Source organism: Klebsiella sp. CSG-1, from assembly GCF_056521145.1.
Window position 1 is genome coordinate 87140 of record NZ_JBWNLD010000011.1, and the last position, 20473, is coordinate 107612.

Consider the following 20473-nt stretch of genomic DNA (forward strand, 5'->3'; position numbering starts at 1 on the left):
ACCTCGCCCATAAGGAACGGTATTAACGCGGGATCACCGCATTGCTGATGGCAATATCGCCGATCTCTATTCCGACGCTATTCAGCGCGCGTTTAAACATGCTCTCGCCGCCCGGCAGGCATATCGTCACCTGATAAACCGGCAGCCAGCGCCCTTTCGTATCCCACGGCGACAGATCCGCAATCTGCGTACTGGTTATCGCAAGTCGGCTGCGACAGCTCCCGGTCCCCTGGGACAAAGACTGGGTATTCAACACGTTTTTTTGCGCCTTACTGCCGCTGGGTTGAAAAAAGACGGCCTCCACCACCAGCTGATAACGGCTGCCTGCCAGGCGGCTCTCCTCCAGTAAAACGCCGGCCAGTTCGTAGAGGTCACTGACTTCCTGCTGGCTTAGCTCCTCTTTTTCACCGTAAAAGGCGGACCTTTCGCGCACAACGCTGGCCAGCGAATGGGTTACCCGTTCGAGGTAGCTTTTATTCAGAAAGACGGCGCTGAAATCCACCAGCAGCGCACACAGCAAAAAAAAGACGACGAAGTACAGACCGGCCTCAATCGCGACGGATCCACGATCGTCGCGCAAATAGCGTTGTATAGCGCCCATCGTTTTACTCACCATTTTCTGTCTCACGCTGAAATTCCTGTACCAGTAAAATCTTGCGGCTCAGTTCACGGATGACACTTTGGGAAGGAAAGAAAAAAAACAGCGGCTGATAATCAGTGGTCACGCTATAAAATGCCAGCGGCTTATTGCGCGCATCCGTGGTGGTGCAGGCGTGGTTAAGCACCGCAGAAATACTGTCACACCAGGCCACCGACAGCTCGACATGGACATCGCGTGAAATCAGCGGCCAGTCCGCCATACGTTTATTTATCTCATCATTAAAATAGTGCTGATAGTTTTCCGGCACCCGGGTAATAGCGGCAATGTGCCCCGACTCGGCGATAATCAGATCCAGCGCCGAGGAAATAAAAACCACCCGGCACATCTCAGCAATAAAAAGTATCGAAATAATAAAAGGAATAAACACCATGGAAAATTCCATAGCCGCTACGCCGTGTTCATCACATAAATAACGACGCAGGCCGCTTGTTATCTTTGTTAACATACATTCACCAATGGTTATACCCACGCCTGTAGCCAGTACCCGCAGCTGATGGCCAGCGCATATGGCACCGTCGCGCGTTGCTCGCGGGCGAAGAAATAAAAATAGAGCAGGCTGGCAAGAGAGACGGGAATACCCGCGATGGCCGTCAGCAGCAAAAAATTGCCGGTCTCCGGTACTGACAGCGCCACCGCCAGCGCGCACACCAGCTTAATATCCCCGGCGCCCATCAACTTCACCATCACGGCGATAAAACCCAGCGCCAGCAGGATGCCGGGGAGAATGAACGCCGGATATGGCATATGCGTAAATCCTGCGAGACAGGAGAGCAGCAGTATCAGCAGCGTGGCCCGGTTAGGAATCCGCCGCCAGCGGATATCCATATAGCAAATATAGATAAGCACTCCGCTAATACCGGCAGTCAATAGCCAAATGATATCCACGATAATCCTCGCTCTCCGCTCGTCATAAAAATATGATTTTAACCGCGTCACTTTTTATTCAGTGGACGGGTTCTCGAGCACCGTCATGTCATTATCTTCCGGGCCCGACAGAGTGCATGTCTGGAGCCAGGAAAAATAAGTGGTTACGCTCTCCATGATTTTGCTGTCGCGATCGTAAAGCACTGGAGCCAGCGCAATGGCATCGCTAAGAATATCGGCAGCCGTTAATTCAACCGCCTGCTGCAGCAGAAGCGGGAAAATATCTTGCGGAACCGGCCTCTCTTTTTGCAACTGGCAACTCAGCGAGTGTAGCCATTGGTGATACCAGTTCAGGCGCTGCTGAATTAATTCTGCCCTGTTATCCAGTACCGGTGTAACGGAAATAAAACCACAGCTCATATCTGCCGAGCATAATCTGACGGCGAAGGACATTGTTAACGGATCATTCATAATCATATTCCTGTGGCGGCGGCAGATCGGGCTGCGCATGGCAAATCTCAGCAATGGCCGCCGCCAACTGGCGCAGAAGCCAGAATAGTTGCCCGAGGGGCTCCTGCGCGGAGGCCACCACAGTCAGACATAATGGAAAACGCTGCGTAGCGACCTGCCAGAGCAGGATATTGTCCCTCTCGCCCTCGACGGTGATGGCCTTCTGCCCTCCGGCATCGATTTCATTCAGCATCGCGGCGCCCACCCCGAGCAAGGAGCTGGTCATCGCCGCGATTTTATGTAACCTCCCGGGGTCCTCTTCTTTGAGCACCGCCGCGACTTCGTAACCATCTGCGGTCGCCACCAGTAGCTCCCCCATGACGGGATGGTTCCGGGCAAACTCGAGCAGCAGTTGCTGAATCTGCTGGCTGAGTTCAGTAGACAGGGTACCGGCATCTTCAATCGCAAAAGGAAGTATGCTTGTCATCAGGAATAAACCTCTTCATTTCTGGCACGCTCAAGCTGGCAAAACAGCACCTTGAGCAGAAATAAAACCCTTTCCGGGCTGCGTGCATCCAGCGTAGCGACCGGAAAGCACAGACCTTCCTCCCGTAGCAAGCGCTGGTATTGTTCAATATCAGGTAAGGGGGACAAATCACACTTAACGATGCCCAGTAGCACGATCGCATTCCCCGGCAACGGGCCGGATTTCAGCGCCTGCAACCAGCTGCGAGTCTCCGCCAGCGGGTCAGGCCGGTGATTATCGGCCAGCAGCAGAATCCCCGCGCTGCCGCGTTCCAGGATATCGCGCATAAATGTGAAGCGTTCCTGCCCCGGAGTGCCGTAAAGCCGCATCCGGTTTTGCCCCCCAGGAATAGTCAGTTCGCCGTAGTCAAAACCCACGGTGGTGGTTTCTTTCTCTGCCACAACGCGGTCCGAGGCCCGTACGTCCGTTGACACGACGTTGATTTCACTGACACTACGGATAGCCGTGGTCTTACCTGAACCGCTGCGCCCTACCAGGATCACCTTATAGTCTTTCATCATCCCGAACCTTATGTCCTCCGCCGGCTTAACGCCGGCGGGGTTACTTATAAAATGACGATGGCCTCTTCGACGTCCGTCACTTTGCGTCTGGCCAGCGCCAGATTTCCATTGCGGCGATCGAGAATGGTATAAACGAATACCCCATCCACGGCCCTCACCGGTCGGAGTATGTGGTACTGTTTACCCAGCGTAATCAGGATGTCTTCCACCTCATCTCCGGTAGCCATTAATTTCAGCATCTTGATATTGGCGCGCAGAACGTCAGTAATGGCCGCGGCGGCAATTTCGACATCCAGACCGGCGGAGCCCACGCCGTGCAACAGCATGCCATTACGCGCATCGACCAGCGCCGCGCCCAGCGCACCATCAAGGTTAACCAGTCCATCGAGTAACTTTTCCATTTCAGCCATTATTTTCTCCTGTCATTTCATTCTGTTGTAATTAATCAGTGACCTTTAAGTCATGAAGAACTTCTTTAACATTTGCCAGCAAGATATTGTCGATAGAGAGCCCTTCGACCTTCAGTTTTAATATCTGGCACCATGGCTTCATGCCCGGCGTATAGCAACTGACCACCGCATGAACCTCTGAGGTCAAACAGAGTTCCTCATTGATAGTCGCATGCAGCGTATATTTATCACCGACGCGGAAACGTTCGGTTCCCGGTTGCGCAAACTCGTGGATAATAACCGGAGAGTATTCCCGCAGCGCGACAATCTCAGCGTGTGATTTTTCCCAGTTCAGTACGCCTGGAATAATACTGTCAGCGGTTTCCCAGGGGCGGGGTAACGACATATCCGGCCTGTTGCGATAGCCGCGTAATACTCCATCCGCGCCGATCATCAGATGCGTGACGCCCGCCGGTACCTGCACCAGCAGATCTTTGTATTCATAAATTTTCATAATAATTATTTCCGTATAAAAGCAGATCCGGCGGTTCAGCCGTAATAAATATCAAACACCAGTCGTTCCCCTGGACTCTTACCCGCGGCGATGCGGAATACCTTCGATTTGGCCAGTGAGTGGGTAAATTCAAACTCAATTAAAACCGCATCAGTTTGATTCTGATAAAACGTCAATTTGTTGATGTTAGGATATTCCCTGGGAATATCGTTCGCCGCCCGCAGCAACGCATGCCCTAGCCTGACATTCTGTAATTCAAAAATACGCTTATTTTTATCCGCGCTGGGAAGTTCACGGAAATTAATGGCATGCTGCGACTCCAGCGTCATGCGGAAATAGCCGGGATGGCGCCCGGAGCGAACCGCAGAAACGTCTTTCAGACCGCTGGTTAACGACAGCGAGGCCTTTTCCGGCAGCCCTGCCGGCTTCACCGTCGGCTGATTATCCAGCAGCCGGGCGATCTCATCCTGAGCGGAGACCGGACTACGTCCAGCGGCAGTGGTGCTGACCACCGGCGGCGCAACGCTGGCCTGCGCAGCAGATTTCACCGCTGGCGCAGCGCTTTTCGCGACCGTCACCGGAGCCGGGGCTGAAGACGCAGCGGAGCGCACCAGCGGACGCGGATTCACTTTCGCCAGGGCTTCCATCAGCCCTTCGCTACGGTCGGCCATCTTTTCCTGCTGCAGGATACTTTCGGCACCGTTAAAGTCCTGGAGCTTCACCAGCACGTAGACGAGGTTATGCAGCACTTTCTGGCTCGCATGCCCCCTGCCATAGAGAGAAAAAAGATAGTCTCTGGCAGTGGCGTAATCGTTTTGCATGATGGCCAGCATCGCCAGATTGTTAATCACGATATCGTCATCAACAAAGCGCTGCCTCGCTTGATTAAACGCCCGGGCGGCGCCGCTAAAATCGCCATCTTGCGCCAGCAGGATCCCCTGCATATTCCAGGCCTCCCCGCTTTTGGGGTTCTGCCTGAGCACAGCGGAAACCATCGCCTGCGCATCGCTATAATTCCCGAGCTCCATCAGATTTTTACTGGCCAGTAATAACGCCCGCTCATCAGGATTGTTGGCGATCAGCGGCTGCAAATACTGGCGGGAAGAGTCGAAATCCTCCGCCAGATAATAGTATTCCGCCAGCTGGTACCGGGTATCCTTATCCTCTTTACGGCTGAGCTTTTCACGGTAAAGCTTGATCAAGCCATTATAGTTATTGACCTTACTGAGAATATATTCACGCTGGCTATCATTGAGTTCACCACCGCTGCCGGTTTGACTCTGGCATCCACACAACACAAAGAGCGCCAGTAACGTCGTAAGAGAGATTATTTTGACCACATTGACACCATCCCTATAAAACCTGGCCCCGCAACGATAACCAGCAGCGGAAACATAATGAAGGCGATCATCGGCAACGTCATTTTTGCTGACAGGCTGGCCACCTTCTCTTCCGTATTCAGCAGCTGCAGTTCGCGCATCTCTTTCGACAGATCGATCAACACCTGATATATCGACGAGCCATATTTAATACTCTGCTGTAAAGTCGAACACAGCATTCTGACTTCCGTCCCCGGCACCTCCTCATAGAGCTGTTCCAGCGCGGCGTTAATCCCGTTGACCTCCGTTTTGAGCATCGCCCTGTCAAACAGGGTGGCGATATTGGGATTAATGGCATAGGTATTGTCGGCGATATAGCGTAAGGCTTTTTCAATGGTCATTCCGGACTGTACGCAGACTGCCAGCATATCGATAACAAACGGCAGGTCGTCAGAGATCCTTTTCATATGCTTTTTGATGGTCATTTCCTTTACCAGATTCGGTAACAGAATAACCACCACCACGCAGGCTAATACGCAAAGGAATAACATTTCACGGGAAAAGGTATAAATTCCAGCCGCATCAACGAATACCAGCAGTACCGTCGCGATGACGACGGTTAACGTTTTAGCGACAATATTTTTATCCAGCATCGCGGTCCAGGAGACCAGGCGACTGGTTTTCCTCATTATTCGCTCAACCGGCGTCGTATTATCCTGCGGGATAAAAGCGTACTGTTGGCTGCTCTGTTCCAGCAGGTGATAAATACGCTCCCGGCGCCGTTTTAGCAGCCAGACCCGCGTTAACCCTCCGGCGCCCAAAACCAGCAGCGTCAGCGCAATAATATAAAACATATGCCACCTATATTTTATTCATCATCATCCAGACAATCAGCAGTCCCAGCAGAATGCTGCAAATGGCGTAATAGAGCATCATCTGGCCCGTCGGGTGGTGCAGTAAAATATCGAAATTAGCCGGCGACTGATATTTCAGAAAGAAAAAGAAAAAAATGGGAATCGCCGTCAGGATCTTAATTGACATGCGGACTTCCGACGTCATGGCGTATTTTTTCTTCTCCAGCACCCTGGCGTTCGAGATCAGCGTGCCGAGACGCGACATCACCTCTTTGACCTGACCCCCGCCTTTCATATTCAGCTGTACGGTAATGATGAAAAAGTAGTACTCACTAAACGGCAGGCGTCGCCACGAGGCCATAAACACGCTTTCCACATCCTCGCCAATTTCCAGGCGTTGGGAAATCTGTCTGAACTCATCCCCGAGCACGCCGTCAATTTTTTGCCCGCACTGCTCAATCCCCTGAATAACGGAGTTACCGGCGCGGATTGAGCTGTTAATAATATTCAATGCTTCCGAAAACTGAGCATCAAATTGCAGGCGCATTTTTTTCTTGCTGTTGAGATAGAGACCGTACAGCGTCAGCACAAAGAATGCGGGATGGATAATGACCGGACTCAGGTTCAGGTAATTCTGGTTAACGTACAGGCTGGCGGCCTGGACCAGCAGCAGAATCAGCCCGTGGCGCAAGGCGGTACTGCGCTGTTTGCCCAGCAGATGAAGACGCATATCGCCCATCATGCGTGATAACCAGCCGCCCAGCGGATTACGCATCAGCCGCCTCGTCAGCTCCACCCGGTTGCGGGCGGCGTCCGCCTGCTGCAAACGTTGCATACGCTTCTGCTGGCGATACCACAACCCCAGTTGAATACAGCCTGCCAGCAGCAGAAAGCTAAAAATGATCATCATGGCATCCGGTTCCCGAACAGTTGTTTTAAAGGCTCAAGCAGGCCGTGGACCAGCGCCTGGCGGTACACCGCCGAACGCTGCAGCAGCCCAAAACAGGTAAACGTCCCCTGAATCTTGCCGTACTCGTTGCGATCCGCGTCGGCGCCGAAACTGAAAATGTCCTGCAGGATAATATTGTCCCCTTCCATGCCCATCACCTCGGCGATATTGATAACCTTGCGCGAACCATCCGGCAGGCGCGATACCTGGACGATGATGTTGACCGCCGAGGCGATATTGCGGCGTATAGCCGCCAGCGGCAGCGAGGCGCTGGACATCATGATCATGCTCTCAAGACGCGCCAGCGCATCGCGCGGCGAGTTGGCATGCAGGGTGGACATTGAACCATCGTGACCGGTGTTCATGGCTTGCAGCATCTCAAACGCCTCCTCGCCGCGGCATTCGCCGACGATGATCCTGTCCGGGCGCATACGCAGCGCATTCACCACCAGATGGCGCATATTCACCACCCCCTGGTTTTCCGAACCGGCCATTCGCGTCTCCAGGCGAACCACGTGCGGCTGCTGTAGACGCAGCTCCGCGGCATCCTCCAGCGTAAGCACTCGTTCATCTTCATTGATGTACTGCGACATCGCGTTAAGCAGCGTGGTCTTTCCCGACCCTGTTCCCCCGGAGACGATAATGTTGACCCGGCAGCGGCTGGCGATGACCAGAAAATTGGCCATCATTTCGTTCATGCTGCCGTACTCCACCAGGTCGGCCAGCGATTTCTTGCCCTTACCAAACTTACGGATAGAGATCGACGCGCCATCCAGCGCCACCGGTGAAATCACCACGTTCAGACGGCTGCCGTCCGGCATCCTCGCGTCCACCAGCGGCTGGGAATCATCGACCCGGCGCCCTACTCGCGAAACCAGCCGCCGGGCGATATCGGTGAGCTGAACGTCGTTGAGGAAGCGTTTATCGACCTGTTCAAGTTTGCCAAAACGCTCGACAAAAATGCGATCCGGCCCGTTAACCAAAATATCGCTGATGGTGTCGTCTTCCATTAATTCCCGTAGCGGGCCGTAGCCGGTGATCTCATCGGTGACCAGCTCGCACAGATCGTGACTGGCGCGGGAGGATAAATATCTGCCGCTGCTGTTCACCTGCCGCGTGATCACCTCACTGATTTCACGAAACAGCGCATCCCGGTCGTGGCGCAACGCATCAACCCGTTCTAAATCAACGCTCTTCAGCACCTGCTCGCGAAAATAGAGCAGGGATTCAAAGCTCTCCGTATCCATCGCTTTCGTTATCCTTAAAAGTTATGTCCTCGCCGTGCGGCGAACTCCGCTGTCCGTTACGACTTACGGTCGGGACGTAATGTGAATAACGATGGAAATAGTCTTCTCTTTGCCGTTTCCTGTTCTGATTTACCCAGCAGGCTCTGCGCGGCAAAACGCCACAGCGGGGTGGCCGACAACGGTTGGTTTTTCTTCACGTTCCACGGATTAATCACCGCCAGCGGGCATCCCAGATACTGCTCAATGTCATCATTGCGCAGCTCATCGCCGTGCATAGGGTGATTCTCATTGAGACAGATGAAAACCCGCAGCTCTTTGCCACCACGCGACAGGTCGACACGCTGCTTCTCATCCAGTAAATACTTCGCCACCCGCAGCGCGCTCAGATCGCGGTTAATAACCAGAATCAAGGTGCTGGATTGCGTAAAGACCGTCTCAAGATGCTCGTAGGGCTGGGCATAGACGCCGTGATCGAATATCACCAGATTGAACGCATTAAAGTGACTATCGTCATAGGTCCAGGCCGCATCCAGCGGTTCAATTCGCGCGGATTGATGGGGCCCCATCGCCGTGATCGCCCCGTCTCTGGGCAACGTGCGGGAGGTGATTAAATCAAGATCCCGGCTGCCGCTGGCGCCCTGCACCAACAGCGAGGGGATCGAGGTCTGCATACCGATGGCCTGAAACAGCTGCCAGGCCACGGTCGTGGTACCCGCGCCGCCTTTGCAGCCCAACAGGCTGATTTTCATCATGCTGCGCATCGCCAGGGCGCTGTCAGGCTGCTGAAGCTGCCCGGCCAACTGCGCCAGCTGGGACTGAATATGCAGATAGCAGACGCCGGCGCTCATCAGCGCCTGGGCAAAAGCAATCGAGTCATTGCGGCCGAGAAAGACCTGACGCGCGCTGGCCGGAATCAGCAACGTGGCCGTTTCACATATCAACGTGACGTCATTGCAGCTGCCGATATCAATGATCACCGTCGCGGCGCCGCGTAAAATGCTGTCGTCCTGCAGCGCAAAAAAATCAAGCGGGTGGCTGATAACGTTATTAAAGTTATTGATTAATAACAAACTGCAAATATCGGAGAGCATCTCTTTATCGGGGGAGATGACCATAATTGATTGCCCGGCCCCCTTTTTCGCTTTATGCGCGGCTTCTGGCTCGCTTTTCTTTTTGGCATCCGAAAACAACTTCATCTTTCACTCCAGAATATTTTAATGACGCGAGACGGTTAGCGGGCAAAGCCGCCCTGTTCCAGAAAGCGTCCGGCATCACTATTTAAACGGTCTTCGCGCATTTTCTGGTCGACGCCGACGTTGAAGAACAGTTTTTCCACCGAGCTGCGGCGAAAGGACGGCAACGACATTTTGCGGGCCGCCGCTTCTGCCTGCGGCTTCACCAGATTCACCGTGGCGAAGACCACCAGTTCGCTTTTGCTTCTTTCGGTCATCGAGCTGCGGGCCAGCGCCCCAAGAACCGGGATATCGCCGATAAACGGCACTTTGGTGAGCGACTCTTTATCCGCCTCGCTTAATAAGCCACCGATGACGAAGCTGTCGCCATCCGCCAGCTCGATGGTAGAGCTGGAACGTCGGGTGCGCATGGTAGGGATCTGATAGTCGTTATAGGCATATGAGCCGGTGACGCTGCTTAACTCATTGGAGACAAACAGGCGTATCTTCTGCCGTTTTTCGACCTTAGCGGTGACATTCAGGCGAATACCGAACTCTTTATACTGCACGGTGACCGAGTCCTGATCTTTGACCATAATCGGAATTTCGCCGCCCACCAGGAAGCTGGCGGACTCTCCGGAAAGCACGGTGAGGTTCGGCTGCGCCAGCACCCGGGCAATGGCGTCATTTTTGACCGCGTTAATCAGGGTGCTGATATTGGCGGCGTCAAAACCGCGGCGGAAACCTAGTAGGTTGAACATGCCAGGGCTATTCACGCTGCTGCCGCTGCTGATAATGCTGTCCAGCGTCAGGCTGCTCCACTCGATGCCCAGATTGTCGGTAAACTCTTTGCTGACCTCGACCACGGTCAGCTTGACGTTGACCTGGTTCGAGGACGGGAGCTGTAAGCGGTTAATGACGTTGTCATAGACTTTAGCGACCGCAAAACGGGGGCCTTTATTGCTGTCGCTGTCGCCGCTGCTTTTCCCACCGCCGCCATCCCCGACCAGGCTGCCGACTAGCTGATAGACCCCATCGCGGGTCTCTTCATCGGCCACCGTACCGCTCAGGATCCACGTGGCTTTATCGGCATTCAGGAAACGTTTCACCTCCACCGCGCTGCCGGGGAATTCGCGCGCCACGCGCTGACGGATATCGCTCAGAAACGGGTCAACATCCACGCTGAGATTCATCAATATTTTCGCCTGCGCGCCATAGACCACCAGTTCGGTGCTGCCCAGCTTGCGGGCATACAACACGATATTTTTATCGTTGACGATTTTGTAATCGGCTACGGCCGGGTCTGACACAAACACCGTATTAACGGCGCTGGCGAAGCGCAGCGTTTTCGATTGCCCGGGTTTGAGATTGACCACCTCCGCCCAGGCCCCCAGGGAAAACGTGCAAAACACCAGCAGCACAAACAGCCTTTTAATGCAGTACAATCGTTGAGTCATGTTTTAAAATATCCCTGTATCCGGGGGTCCATGGTGTTATAAGCCACCTGACGTCAGGCGGCGATTTAGCCTCGCAGCTCGTTAATTTCTGAGGCGAGCTTTGCAGGAACGGGAGGTAGATTAAAAATCACGTCGTCGCTGACCGGCCACGCCGCCTCCAGCGATGGGAGCGCAATGGTCGATTTCCCCTCCGGGGAGGTTGCCGCCGGGAACAGGAGAACATTCGCCAGCTCACCGCCCAGCCCTTTCAGCATCTTGACCTCGCGATCCTGCAGCTCCACCACCAGCTGACTCCCCTTTTCCACCACGCTGACGCCGTTATTGACCACCGTTTTTGCCGGGCGAATCGCCAGCACCCGCTTATTACCCATCAGCGGTTTCAGACGGTTATAAAGCTGATTTTTTTCCCTGGACTGGTCGGCGCCCACTTCCAGGGTATCTTCATGTTTGGGGTATATCCGGCGATAGGAGAGATAAATATCCACCCCCTGCCCGGCCTTGACGTTATTTAATAAATAGTTGTCTGCTTTGTTTAACTCGAAGGTGTAGAGAATATTTCCCGGCTGTAAAAACAGGCTCAGATATTCATTGCTGCCTGGTTCCGCCAGTAATCCCGGCAAAATCCATGAATTCGCTGGCACCGCGCTTTTTAACGCCCAGTTATCGAGACTTTTACCGGCGAGATTAAACTGAGCGTCGCTACTGCCGACCTCAACCGTCACGGTTTTCATCTGAAAGTCCCCGGCCCGTAATACCGTACTGGCGTCTAAATCACGAATAGCCACCGCCACGCTGATGGTCTGCTGCGGTTTTTTTTCTGGCTGACTGGCCTGCAGAATGGCCGCCGGACGGGATTGGTTAAAATAGAAAAACAGCCCCAGAATACCGACAACGATCATCACCACATAAACTAGCAGACCGCCTCTTTTCATATTCATTGTTTTCCACTTTGCGTTGACAGTATCCATGTATCTGAAATTCATAAATACGGACATTGCGTCCTGCTATGCCCGTATAAAAAACATTAATGAACGTGTAGAGGCTTATGGCGCAGGGGTACCGCCAATTCCCATAGATCCATTAACCGAAGTTTCGATTTTACTAAAAATACCTGTTAACAAATCTGATACAGTTCCATCCTCACCGAAGATAACGGCGACAACGGCGGCCACGCCAGCGATGACAATCGCGTACTCAACGGCGGTGACGCCTTTTTCATTACGTTTGAAATCATGAATGCATCCAGCAACACAGGTATAAGCAGCCAGATACTTGTCATAAACACGATTTAGCATTACCAGTTTCCTTATTTAACCATCATTCAATATTTAAATTTATATGTCGCCCAAAATATATTCATAGAAAGAATTAATCTTTCGCTCATTGATATTCTCCGGGCGACAGAAGAATAGCCTGTTAATTCTGTCGCCAGCTAATATTTATAATCGATCGATTTCAGTCCGGTTAATAGCCAAAAGCTATCATTTAACATATAACGATCGTTTTAATCGATCGTTATAGGCAAAAAATGAGTATAAAAGACAGACGAACTACTTATAAATCAGGCGTTATGCGGCGGTATTTCTCGCAACAAAATTGCAGCGGCTAGCGTTTATTTTTAGCGGGTGATTTCATAATAAACACACAATTCAACAACCATTACATTCGATAGAAATCAACATTTGGTATTTAGCGCTGGCTTTGACGTTAAATTCGCAGCTTAAGTACATTTTCGGCAGGCGCAGGAGTGATTTATCGCTTACAATATATGGCGGATATTGATGCCTGCCACACATATAAATAACAAATAATTAAAACAAAGAAAACTCCTAAAATGATGAATAATAATGAACGAGCGAGCCGCAGAAATTAATCAAAGGGACGGCGCAATTACCGCCCTATCATCAACGGAGTCATCTTATAGAGAGCAGACAGATAAGCAAACTGAACGACTAACAATGAAATATACTGAGTTTTATACTTAATGCAGAATAAATGGCGAACAGACAGCCGTTCATTATAGGATGGGTATGTCGAAAGCACACGGGCCTTGCCTCAATGCGACAAAGCCCTCAATCATGCCAGCCCTTTAAATCGTCACCATGCCGCGCACCCCTTCCGCTTCCATATCCGCGCCCTTTCCATGCTTAATAATCGCCCCGCGCGACATCACCAGATAGCTGTCGGCAAGGGCGGCGGCAAAGTCATAAAACTGCTCGACCAGCAGAATGGCCATATCGCCACGGTTCGCCAGTTGACGGATCACTTCGCCAATCTCTTTGATGACCGACGGCTGAATACCTTCCGTCGGTTCATCGAGGATCAGCAATTGTGGCCGGCTGGCCAGCGCGCGGCCAATGGCCAGCTGCTGCTGTTGACCGCCGGAGAGATCGCCGCCGCGCCGCTGTTTCATGGTTTTCAGCACCGGAAACAGCTGATAAATTTCTTCCGGTACCTGCCCGGCGTCCCTGGCCGGAAACCGCGACAGCCCCATCAGCAGATTCTCTTCCACCGTCAGGCGAGGAAAGATTTCACGCCCCTGCGGCACATAGGCGATACCGGCCTGTACCCGCTGGTGCGGTTTACGCTGGGTCATCGTTTTCTCCTGCCAGATGACTTCGCCGCTGCGTGCCGGAATCAGCCCCATCAGGCACTTCAGTAAGGTGGTTTTACCCACGCCATTGCGTCCCAGCAGACAGGTGACCTCGCCTTGCCGGGCCTCAAAATCAACCCCACGCAGAATATGGCTGCCGCCATAATATTGATGTAACTGATTAACCTGTAACATTCGCTCTCCTTAACGACCGAGATACACTTCAATCACCTGCTCATTCGCCTGCACCTCGCGCAGCGAGCCCTCTGCCAGCACCTGTCCCTGATGCAGCACCGTGACCCGGTCAGCGATAGTTTCGACGAACCCCATATCGTGCTCCACCACCATCAGGGAATGTTGCCCGGCGAGGGTGCGGAACAGCTCGGCGGTATACTCGGTTTCAGCATCGGTCATCCCGGCAGCGGGCTCATCCAGCAGCAACAGATGCGGCTCCTGAACCAGCAGCATGCCGATCTCGAGAAACTGTTTTTGCCCGTGAGAAAGCAGCCCCGCCGGGCGCGTACGTTCGCCATCAAGACGCAACAGGCGCAAAATGTCGCTGATGCGGTCCTCCTGCTCGCCGTTCAGCCGCGCCCGCAGGCTGGCCCAGACCGACTTATCGCCTTTCAGCGCCAGCTCAAGGTTTTCAGCGACGGTCAGCGCCTCAAACACCGTCGGTTTCTGAAACTTGCGACCGATCCCCTGGCGGGCGATAGCGATAGGGTCAAGTCCGAGCAGGTCGATGGACTGGTCATAGCGCGCCCTGCCGCTCTGCGGCCGGGTTTTGCCAGTAATGACATCCATCAGCGTCGTTTTCCCGGCGCCGTTCGGCCCGATAATGCAGCGCAGTTCGCCCACGCCAATCTGCAATGAGAGATCCGTCAGCGCCTGGAAACCATCAAAATTGACGTTGATGTTCTCCAGCTCCAGTACCGGGTCGGTCTGCGCGCGAAAGCGGTCCGTGGGCTGCTGGCGGGTAAACAGGCCTTCATCCGGTTGCATTAGCGGTCTCCTTTGCGTAGCAGGCCAATAACCCCGCGAGGTAAAAACAGGGTCACAATGATAAAAATCAGACCAAGGAACAGCTGCCAGTACTCCGGCATCGTGACGGTGAACAGGCTCTTCGCCCCGTTCACCAGCCCGGCGCCAAGAACCGGACCAATTAAGGTGCCGCGTCCACCCAGCGCCACCCAAATAGCCGCTTCAATGGAGTTGGTCGGCGACATTTCGCTGGGGTTAATAATGCCCACCTGAGGCACGTACAGTGCGCCTGCCAGGCCACACAGCACCGCCGACAGCGTCCACACCAGCAGCTTAAATCCGCGCGGATCGTATCCGCAGAACATCAGCCGGTTTTCCGCATCACGCACCGCCGTCAGGATCCGGCCGAATTTACTCTGCGCCAGCAGATAACCGATCCCTAACGTCAGCAGCAGCAGTAAAACCGTGACCATAAATAGCGCTGCCCGCGTGGTGGTCGCGGTAACGGAATAGCCAAGCAGCGTGGTGAATCCGGTAAAACCGTTGTTGCCGCCAAAACCGGTTTCGTTACGGAAAAAGAGCAGCATGCCGGCGTAGGTCAACGCCTGGGTCATAATCGAGAAGTAGACACCTTTGATTTTAGAGCGGAAAGCAAACCAGCCGAAGACTAGCGCCAGCAGCCCCGGAACCAGCACCACCAGCAGCATCGCCCAGGCAAAGTGCTGCGTTCCCCACCAGAACCACGGCAGCTCGCTCCACGACAGAAAAGACATGAATGCCGGCAGACCGTCGCCCGCCGCCTGGCGCATCAGATACATCCCCATCGCATAGCCGCCGAGGGCGAAAAAGATGCCGTGGCCCAGCGACAGCATACCGGCGTAGCCCCAGACCAGATCCAACGCAACGGCGACAATGGCGTAACAGAGGATTTTACCGCTCAGGGTCAGCAGCCAGGTGGAAACCGCCAGCGGATGCGACTGCGGTAGCAGCGCCAGAAACGGCATACTCAGCAGCCCCAGCACCAGGAGCACGCCGAGCCATAGCAGCGGCCGCGGCGCCTTACGCGCTAATGTTAAGGTAATTGGTTGGCTCATCAGTCAATAACCCTCCCTTTTAAGGCAAACAGCCCCTGCGGACGTTTCTGAATAAACAGGATGATCAGCACCAGGATCAGGATCTTGCCCAACACCGCCCCGAGCTGAGGTTCAAGGATTTTGTTGAAGATGCCGAGGCCAAAGGCGGCCACCACGCTCCCCGCCAGCTGGCCGACGCCGCCGAGCACCACCACCAGGAAGGAGTCGATGATATAACCTTGTCCCAGCTCCGGGCCGACGTTACCCAGCTGCGACAGCGCCACGCCCCCCAGCCCGGCGATACCCGAACCGAGACCAAACGCCAGCATATCCACGCGCCCGGTCGGCACGCCGCAGCAGGCCGCCATCGCCCGGTTCTGCGTCACCGCCCGTACGTTCATGCCTAAGCGGGTTTTATTGAGAATTAACCAGGTGAAGAACAGCACCAGCAGCACAAAGCCCAGCACCGCCAGGCGGTTCCACGGCAGGATCAGGTTCGGCAAAACCTGCAGACCGCCGGAGAGCCAGGCCGGGTTGGCCACTTCCAGGTTCTGGGCGCCGAACAGCATGCGCACCAGTTGGATCAGCATCAGGCTAATCCCCCAGGTAGCCAGCAGCGTCTCCAGCGGCCGGCCGTAGAGATGACGAATGATGGTGCGTTCCAGCGCCATGCCGATGCCACCGGTTATCAGGAAGGCGACCGGCAGCGCGACCAGCGGATAAAAAGCCAGCCACTGCGGCGCCAGCTGGGCCAGCGCCTGCTGCACCAGCCAGCAGCTGTAGGCGCCGATCATCAGCATCTCGCCGTGCGCCATATTGATGACGCCCAGCAACCCGTAGGTGATAGCCAGCCCCAACGCCGCCAGCAGCAGAACCGACCCCAGCGACAGCCCCATAAACGCCTGGCCGAGAATATCGCCGAGCAGCAGACGCTGTTTAATCTGACTCAGGCTGTTTGCTGCCGCAGCGCGCACGCGGGCGTCAGGCTCATGCTGAAGATCGGTATAGGGAATCAGCAGCGCCTGGGTATCCGGATCCACCGAGTGGCCGAGCTGCTCAACGGCAGCCAGCCGTCTGGCGCTGTCCGGGCTGGCAAGCTGCAGACGGGCCAGCGCAATGTCCAGCTGCGTTTTCACGCCCTCATCGGTTTCAACCGCCAACCGTTGTTGCAACAGCCCCGCCATTTCCGGCGTAGCCTCCCGCTGTAGCGTTCTGACGGCGGCCGCTCTTTCCGTGACACTGTCACTGACAAGCAGATGGGTGGCCAGCGCCCCGGCGACCAGATTACGCAGGCGGTTGGTGAGGCGAACCGGTTTTGTCGCCCCTTGTGGAGAGTGCGCGGCTCCCAGCGCCTGCTGCTGGCTGAAGGCGTGGCCACTGTCGTCCGCCACCAGAGTTTCCGCTTTCAGCGCCCGCAGCAGCGGCAGTCGCTGGGCGTCCGGCGCGGCAGCCCACTGTTCCAGCAGGCGCGCCTGCTGGGTGCGGTTGGCCGCCACAAAATCATCCGCGTCCGCTGCCTGCGCCCGCCACGGCACGATCATCACCAGTAGCGCGAGGTAATACCCCACTATGCGCCATGTGCTCATGAGTATCTCCTTGTGTCATTTCCCCGTTAACGCTAACGAGGGTCGCGCGGGATTCCGGGATATCCCCGGTGGCGCTGGCGCTTACCGGGGCGACTTATGTCGCCCGGGCAACGCATGCGCACCCGGGAGAGAGGCGCTTAATTCGCGGCAGTTTTTATTGGATGATCGGGTTTCTTATCGTTGCCCGCGATCCACGGGCTCCACGGCTGGGCGCGCACCGGCTTATCGGTCTGCCAGACGACGTTGAACTGCCCGTTGCTTTCGATTTCGCCAATCATCACCGGTTTGTGCAGATGGTGATTAGTCGCGTCCATGGTCAGAGTGAAGCCCGAAGGGGCGTTGAAGGTCTGGCCGGCCATCGCTGCCCGCACCTTATCGACATCGGTGGTCCCCGCCTTGGTTACCGCCTGGGCCCACATGTGCAGCCCAACCCAGGTGGCTTCCATCGGATCGTTAGTCACCACGGTGTCGGCGTTTGGCAACTTGTGGGCTTTGGCATAGGCACGGTAATCCGCCACGAACTGTTTGTTGGTCGGATTATCGACCGACTCAAAGTAGTTCCACGCCGCCAGGTTCCCCACCAGCGGTTTGGTATCAATACCGCGCAGCTCCTCTTCACCGACCGAGAAGGCCACCACCGGCACATCGGTGGCCTTCAGCCCCTGGTTGGCCAGCTCTTTATAAAACGGGACGTTGGAGTCGCCGTTGATGGTAGAAACCACCGCCGTTTTACCGCCGGCGGAGAATTTCTTAATGTTGGCCACGATGGTCTGGTAATCGCTGTAACCGAACGGGGTATAGACCTCTTCGATGTCCTTATCCTGGATCCCTTTTGCATGCAGGAAGGCGCGCAGAATTTTGTTGGTGGTCCGCGGATAGACGTAATCGGTGCCCAGCAGGAAGAAGCGTTTCGCCCCGCCGCCATCTTCACTCAGCAGGTATTCCACCGCCGGGATCGCCTGCTGATTCGGCGCCGCGCCGGTATAGAAGACGTTTGGCGACATCTCTTCGCCTTCGTACTGTACCGGATAGAACAGCAGGCCATTCAGCTCTTCAAAAACCGGCAGAACCGATTTTCGTGAGACCGATGTCCAGCAGCCAAAGACCGCCGCCACCTTGTCCTGGGTTAGCAGCTGACGGGCTTTTTCCGCGAACAGCGGCCAGTTTGACGCGGGATCGACAACCACCGGCTCGAGCTTTTTCCCCAGCACGCCGCCTTTAGCGTTAATGTCGTCAATCGCCATCAGCGCCACGTCTTTCAACGGGGTTTCGGAAATCGCCATGGTCCCGGAGAGCGAATGCATAATCCCGACTTTAATGGTGTCGGCGGCATAAACCTGGAAAGAGTAGCCCATGAGAACGGTAGAGGCGGAGAGTGCGAAAGCTTTTAATAATGTTCGACGCTGCATGATTCACTCCTGAAAATCGCAAAAACGAAAAATGAATGAACGACTATCCGGAAGTGATAAGGCAAAAACGGTGCCAGGTTATCTGACGGCGGGAAAGCGCGCGACGGCGCGGCAGGAGAGAAACAGACAGGCAGCGTTGCCTCAAAACGGTGCAACGCTGCGCTATGAAGAGCGATTACCAGACCTGAGCGGCGATCCCGGTGACCAGGCGGACTTTATCCCACTGCTGGGGTTCCGTCAGCGCGTTCCCCTCCTCGGTCGAGGCGAAGCCACACTGCGGGCTGAGGCAAAGCTGCTGCAGAGCAACATACTGCGCGGCCTCCTGCAGACGCGCTTTCACTCCCGCCGGGTTTTCCAGCTCGCCGTTTTTGGTGGTGATTAATCCCAGCACGACCTGCTGCTTGCCCGGACGGATAAAGCGCAGTGGGGCGAAATCGCCGGAGCGGTCATTATCATACTCGAGGAAGAACGCATCGACGTTGACCCCGCCAAACAGCACCTCGGCAACCGGCTCATAGCCGCCTTCCGAGATCCAGGTGGAACGGAAGTTCCCGCGACAAACGTGCAGGCCGATGGTCAAATCGTCCGGTTTGCCTTCCAGAGCCTTATTCAGCACCCGGGCGTACGTTTTGGCCAGCTCGTCAGGATCGTCGCCGCGATCGCGCACCTGCTGACGTTGTTCATCGGAACACAGATAGGCCCAGACGGTATCATCGAGCTGCAGATAGCGGCAGCCGGCATCATAGAAGGCGCGAATGGCATCTCGCCAGGTGGTCGCCAGATCGTCGAAATAGTCGGCGAGGTCCGGATAAACCGTGGCATCAATATCTTTACGCCCGCCGCGGAAATGGAGCACGCTCGGGCTTGGAATGGTCATCTTCGGCTGCGCTTCGCCGCTGACGCTTTTCAGATAACGAAAATCTTCCAGCATCGGATGATCGCCAAACGCCAGTTTACCGATGACGCGAACGCCGTGAGCTTTGGTCTGCACGCCGTTGAACTGGATCCCTTTGTCGGAATCGTAGCGTTCAACGCCTTCTAAACCATCGAAGAAATCGAAGTGCCACCACGCGCGGCGAAATTCGCCGTCTGTCACCACGTGCAGCCCGCAATCACACTGCTGCCTGACCAGCTGGCGGATAGCATCATTTTCAATCTGGCGCAGCTGTTGTGCATCGATGGCGCCTTCGGCAAGCTGCTGACGCGCGACCTTTATTGCCTCTGGACGTAAAAAACTGCCGACGATATCTGCGCGGAACGGGGCCTGTTGACGTTGCATGGTGTCTCCTTAGCGGTAAGCACAATTAGTTGCCTGCCGTGATAGTTCATTATTTGAATTTTAGACTTCTGGATGGCTATATGTCCAGATACTGTCATGCACTGCCGTCAGCGGCAAACGAGAAAAATTCATCGGACATGAAATAAATTCATTTAGCGGCCGGCTACCCGCAGAACCGGCCGCAGTGAGTTAGTCGGCGAAAGGCAGCCCCTCGTCCTGCCAGCCGGTGAGGCCGCCGAGCATCATTTTGACCGGACGCCCCAGTTCAGCCAGCTTGAGAGCGGCAATATCCGCACCGTTGCAGTGGGGGCCGGCGCAATAGACGACGAACAGCGTCTCAGCTGGCCACGCGCTCATGCGGCCGGCATCGATCAGGCGATGCGGCAAATGCAGCGCCCCAGGCAGATGCCGTCGGGCAAAGGTCTCCGCACTGCCGACGACGTGCAGCAGTACAAAATCGCACGCCCCGTCGCGCATCGCGCTGTAGACATCCGCGCAGTCGGTTTCAAAACTCAGTTTATGCCGGAACCAGGCGGCAGCGTCGGCGCAAGCGGCGGGGGTAAAAGCGGTTACAACACTCATGGCGTATTCTCCTTGTCTGTGGTACCACTAATTTAATGAATCCGCTC

The 20473-nt window shown here is 55.1% G+C and carries 23 protein-coding genes; all 23 read right to left on the reverse strand.

The window, feature by feature from the left end; translation table 11 throughout:
* Positions 1 to 22: 22 nt before the first annotated feature.
* On the reverse strand, positions 23 to 628 hold the full coding sequence (gene tadF / locus AC007G_RS22995) for a tight adherence pilus pseudopilin TadF (protein WP_142631039.1): 606 nt from the start codon (positions 626 to 628) through the stop codon (positions 23 to 25).
* On the reverse strand, positions 606 to 1031 hold the full coding sequence (locus tag AC007G_RS23000; protein WP_032696135.1) for a hypothetical protein: 426 nt from the start codon (positions 1029 to 1031) through the stop codon (positions 606 to 608). The genes tadF and AC007G_RS23000 overlap by 23 nt, the downstream gene beginning before the upstream one ends.
* A gap of 89 nt (positions 1032 to 1120) precedes the next feature.
* Positions 1121 to 1546, reverse strand: coding sequence for an A24 family peptidase (locus tag AC007G_RS23005; protein WP_142631038.1), 426 nt, complete (start codon positions 1544 to 1546; stop codon positions 1121 to 1123).
* A gap of 54 nt (positions 1547 to 1600) precedes the next feature.
* A complete protein-coding gene (locus AC007G_RS23010) occupies positions 1601 to 1996 on the reverse strand; it encodes a hypothetical protein (protein WP_032696133.1) in 396 nt (131 codons plus the stop codon).
* The gene (locus AC007G_RS23015) at positions 1989 to 2462 is read right to left on the reverse strand and encodes a roadblock/LC7 domain-containing protein (protein ID WP_142631037.1); all 474 of its coding nucleotides are present in this window, start codon (positions 2460 to 2462) and stop codon (positions 1989 to 1991) included. The genes AC007G_RS23010 and AC007G_RS23015 overlap by 8 nt, the downstream gene beginning before the upstream one ends.
* The gene (locus AC007G_RS23020) at positions 2462 to 3022 is read right to left on the reverse strand and encodes a GTP-binding protein (RefSeq protein ID WP_223306627.1); all 561 of its coding nucleotides are present in this window, start codon (positions 3020 to 3022) and stop codon (positions 2462 to 2464) included. The genes AC007G_RS23015 and AC007G_RS23020 overlap by 1 nt, the downstream gene beginning before the upstream one ends.
* A 44-nt stretch (positions 3023 to 3066) precedes the next feature.
* The gene (locus AC007G_RS23025; protein WP_032687582.1) at positions 3067 to 3432 is read right to left on the reverse strand and encodes a roadblock/LC7 domain-containing protein; all 366 of its coding nucleotides are present in this window, start codon (positions 3430 to 3432) and stop codon (positions 3067 to 3069) included.
* Positions 3433 to 3463: 31 nt separating this feature from the next.
* Positions 3464 to 3925 carry a hypothetical protein gene (locus tag AC007G_RS23030; RefSeq protein ID WP_032696131.1) on the reverse strand — a complete coding sequence of 154 codons (462 nt, stop codon included), beginning with the start codon at positions 3923 to 3925 and terminating at the stop codon, positions 3464 to 3466.
* Between the two features lie 35 nt (positions 3926 to 3960).
* Entirely contained in the window at positions 3961 to 5265 is a 1305-nt protein-coding gene (locus tag AC007G_RS23035) for a tetratricopeptide repeat protein (protein ID WP_142631036.1), read from the reverse strand.
* Positions 5253 to 6098, reverse strand: a complete 846-nt coding sequence (locus AC007G_RS23040; protein ID WP_049264461.1) for a type II secretion system F family protein — start codon at positions 6096 to 6098, stop codon at positions 5253 to 5255. Before AC007G_RS23040 ends, AC007G_RS23035 begins: the two co-directional genes overlap by 13 nt.
* 7 nt (positions 6099 to 6105) lie before the next feature.
* Entirely contained in the window at positions 6106 to 7008 is a 903-nt protein-coding gene (locus AC007G_RS23045) for a type II secretion system F family protein (protein ID WP_142631035.1), read from the reverse strand.
* Positions 7005 to 8294, reverse strand: a complete 1290-nt coding sequence (locus AC007G_RS23050; RefSeq protein WP_142631034.1) for a TadA family conjugal transfer-associated ATPase — start codon at positions 8292 to 8294, stop codon at positions 7005 to 7007. The genes AC007G_RS23045 and AC007G_RS23050 overlap by 4 nt, the downstream gene beginning before the upstream one ends.
* Positions 8295 to 8350: 56 nt before the next feature.
* A complete protein-coding gene (locus AC007G_RS23055) occupies positions 8351 to 9490 on the reverse strand; it encodes a CpaE/TadZ family protein (RefSeq protein WP_032696129.1) in 1140 nt (379 codons plus the stop codon).
* 35 nt (positions 9491 to 9525) lie between these two features.
* Positions 9526 to 10923 carry a type II and III secretion system protein family protein gene (locus AC007G_RS23060; protein ID WP_032696128.1) on the reverse strand — a complete coding sequence of 466 codons (1398 nt, stop codon included), beginning with the start codon at positions 10921 to 10923 and terminating at the stop codon, positions 9526 to 9528.
* A 65-nt stretch (positions 10924 to 10988) separates the two neighbouring features.
* Entirely contained in the window at positions 10989 to 11861 is an 873-nt protein-coding gene (locus tag AC007G_RS23065) for an RcpC/CpaB family pilus assembly protein (protein ID WP_032696127.1), read from the reverse strand.
* A gap of 105 nt (positions 11862 to 11966) precedes the next feature.
* A complete protein-coding gene (locus tag AC007G_RS23070; RefSeq protein WP_142631032.1) occupies positions 11967 to 12218 on the reverse strand; it encodes a Flp family type IVb pilin in 252 nt (83 codons plus the stop codon).
* 794 nt (positions 12219 to 13012) lie between these two features.
* Complete coding sequence (urtE, locus tag AC007G_RS23075) at positions 13013 to 13711, reverse strand: urea ABC transporter ATP-binding subunit UrtE (RefSeq protein WP_142631031.1); 699 nt, start codon at positions 13709 to 13711, stop codon at positions 13013 to 13015.
* A gap of 9 nt (positions 13712 to 13720) precedes the next feature.
* Positions 13721 to 14518 (reverse strand): urea ABC transporter ATP-binding protein UrtD, encoded by a 798-nt coding sequence (gene urtD, locus AC007G_RS23080; protein WP_032687567.1) that lies wholly within the window; start codon positions 14516 to 14518, stop codon positions 13721 to 13723.
* The gene (gene urtC / locus AC007G_RS23085; protein WP_032687566.1) at positions 14518 to 15591 is read right to left on the reverse strand and encodes an urea ABC transporter permease subunit UrtC; all 1074 of its coding nucleotides are present in this window, start codon (positions 15589 to 15591) and stop codon (positions 14518 to 14520) included. The genes urtD and urtC overlap by 1 nt, the downstream gene beginning before the upstream one ends.
* Positions 15591 to 17156, reverse strand: a complete 1566-nt coding sequence (gene urtB, locus AC007G_RS23090) for an urea ABC transporter permease subunit UrtB (protein WP_032687563.1) — start codon at positions 17154 to 17156, stop codon at positions 15591 to 15593. The genes urtC and urtB overlap by 1 nt, the downstream gene beginning before the upstream one ends.
* Positions 17157 to 17293: 137 nt before the next feature.
* On the reverse strand, positions 17294 to 18565 hold the full coding sequence (gene urtA / locus AC007G_RS23095) for an urea ABC transporter substrate-binding protein (RefSeq protein ID WP_004862326.1): 1272 nt from the start codon (positions 18563 to 18565) through the stop codon (positions 17294 to 17296).
* A 175-nt stretch (positions 18566 to 18740) separates the two neighbouring features.
* Positions 18741 to 19844 (reverse strand): cobalamin-independent methionine synthase II family protein, encoded by a 1104-nt coding sequence (locus tag AC007G_RS23100; protein WP_142631030.1) that lies wholly within the window; start codon positions 19842 to 19844, stop codon positions 18741 to 18743.
* Between the two features lie 189 nt (positions 19845 to 20033).
* A complete protein-coding gene (locus AC007G_RS23105; protein ID WP_032687560.1) occupies positions 20034 to 20426 on the reverse strand; it encodes a rhodanese-like domain-containing protein in 393 nt (130 codons plus the stop codon).
* Positions 20427 to 20473 lie beyond the last annotated feature (47 nt).

Excerpts from the sequence above, each read along its gene's own strand:
- AC007G_RS23015 (WP_142631037.1), bottom strand. The coding sequence starts at position 2,462 with ATGACAAGCATACTTCCTTTTGCGATTGAAGATGCCGGTACCCTGTCT.
- AC007G_RS23100 (WP_142631030.1), bottom strand. The coding sequence starts at position 19,844 with ATGCAACGTCAACAGGCCCCGTTCCGCGCAGATATCGTCGGCAGTTTT.
- AC007G_RS23070 (WP_142631032.1), bottom strand. The coding sequence starts at position 12,218 with ATGCTAAATCGTGTTTATGACAAGTATCTGGCTGCTTATACCTGTGTT.
- AC007G_RS23020 (WP_223306627.1), bottom strand. The coding sequence starts at position 3,022 with ATGATGAAAGACTATAAGGTGATCCTGGTAGGGCGCAGCGGTTCAGGT.
- AC007G_RS23065 (WP_032696127.1), bottom strand. The coding sequence starts at position 11,861 with ATGAATATGAAAAGAGGCGGTCTGCTAGTTTATGTGGTGATGATCGTT.
- urtB (WP_032687563.1), bottom strand. The coding sequence starts at position 17,156 with ATGAGCACATGGCGCATAGTGGGGTATTACCTCGCGCTACTGGTGATG.
- AC007G_RS23000 (WP_032696135.1), bottom strand. The coding sequence starts at position 1,031 with ATGGTGTTTATTCCTTTTATTATTTCGATACTTTTTATTGCTGAGATG.
- AC007G_RS23055 (WP_032696129.1), bottom strand. The coding sequence starts at position 9,490 with ATGAAGTTGTTTTCGGATGCCAAAAAGAAAAGCGAGCCAGAAGCCGCG.
- AC007G_RS23030 (WP_032696131.1), bottom strand. The coding sequence starts at position 3,925 with ATGAAAATTTATGAATACAAAGATCTGCTGGTGCAGGTACCGGCGGGC.
- AC007G_RS23040 (WP_049264461.1), bottom strand. The coding sequence starts at position 6,098 with ATGTTTTATATTATTGCGCTGACGCTGCTGGTTTTGGGCGCCGGAGGG.
- AC007G_RS23050 (WP_142631034.1), bottom strand. The coding sequence starts at position 8,294 with ATGGATACGGAGAGCTTTGAATCCCTGCTCTATTTTCGCGAGCAGGTG.
- AC007G_RS23105 (WP_032687560.1), bottom strand. The coding sequence starts at position 20,426 with ATGAGTGTTGTAACCGCTTTTACCCCCGCCGCTTGCGCCGACGCTGCC.
- urtD (WP_032687567.1), bottom strand. The coding sequence starts at position 14,518 with ATGCAACCGGATGAAGGCCTGTTTACCCGCCAGCAGCCCACGGACCGC.
- AC007G_RS23010 (WP_032696133.1), bottom strand. The coding sequence starts at position 1,996 with ATGAATGATCCGTTAACAATGTCCTTCGCCGTCAGATTATGCTCGGCA.
- urtA (WP_004862326.1), bottom strand. The coding sequence starts at position 18,565 with ATGCAGCGTCGAACATTATTAAAAGCTTTCGCACTCTCCGCCTCTACC.
- AC007G_RS23045 (WP_142631035.1), bottom strand. The coding sequence starts at position 7,008 with ATGATGATCATTTTTAGCTTTCTGCTGCTGGCAGGCTGTATTCAACTG.
- AC007G_RS23025 (WP_032687582.1), bottom strand. The coding sequence starts at position 3,432 with ATGGCTGAAATGGAAAAGTTACTCGATGGACTGGTTAACCTTGATGGT.
- AC007G_RS23060 (WP_032696128.1), bottom strand. The coding sequence starts at position 10,923 with ATGACTCAACGATTGTACTGCATTAAAAGGCTGTTTGTGCTGCTGGTG.
- urtE (WP_142631031.1), bottom strand. The coding sequence starts at position 13,711 with ATGTTACAGGTTAATCAGTTACATCAATATTATGGCGGCAGCCATATT.
- urtC (WP_032687566.1), bottom strand. The coding sequence starts at position 15,591 with ATGAGCCAACCAATTACCTTAACATTAGCGCGTAAGGCGCCGCGGCCG.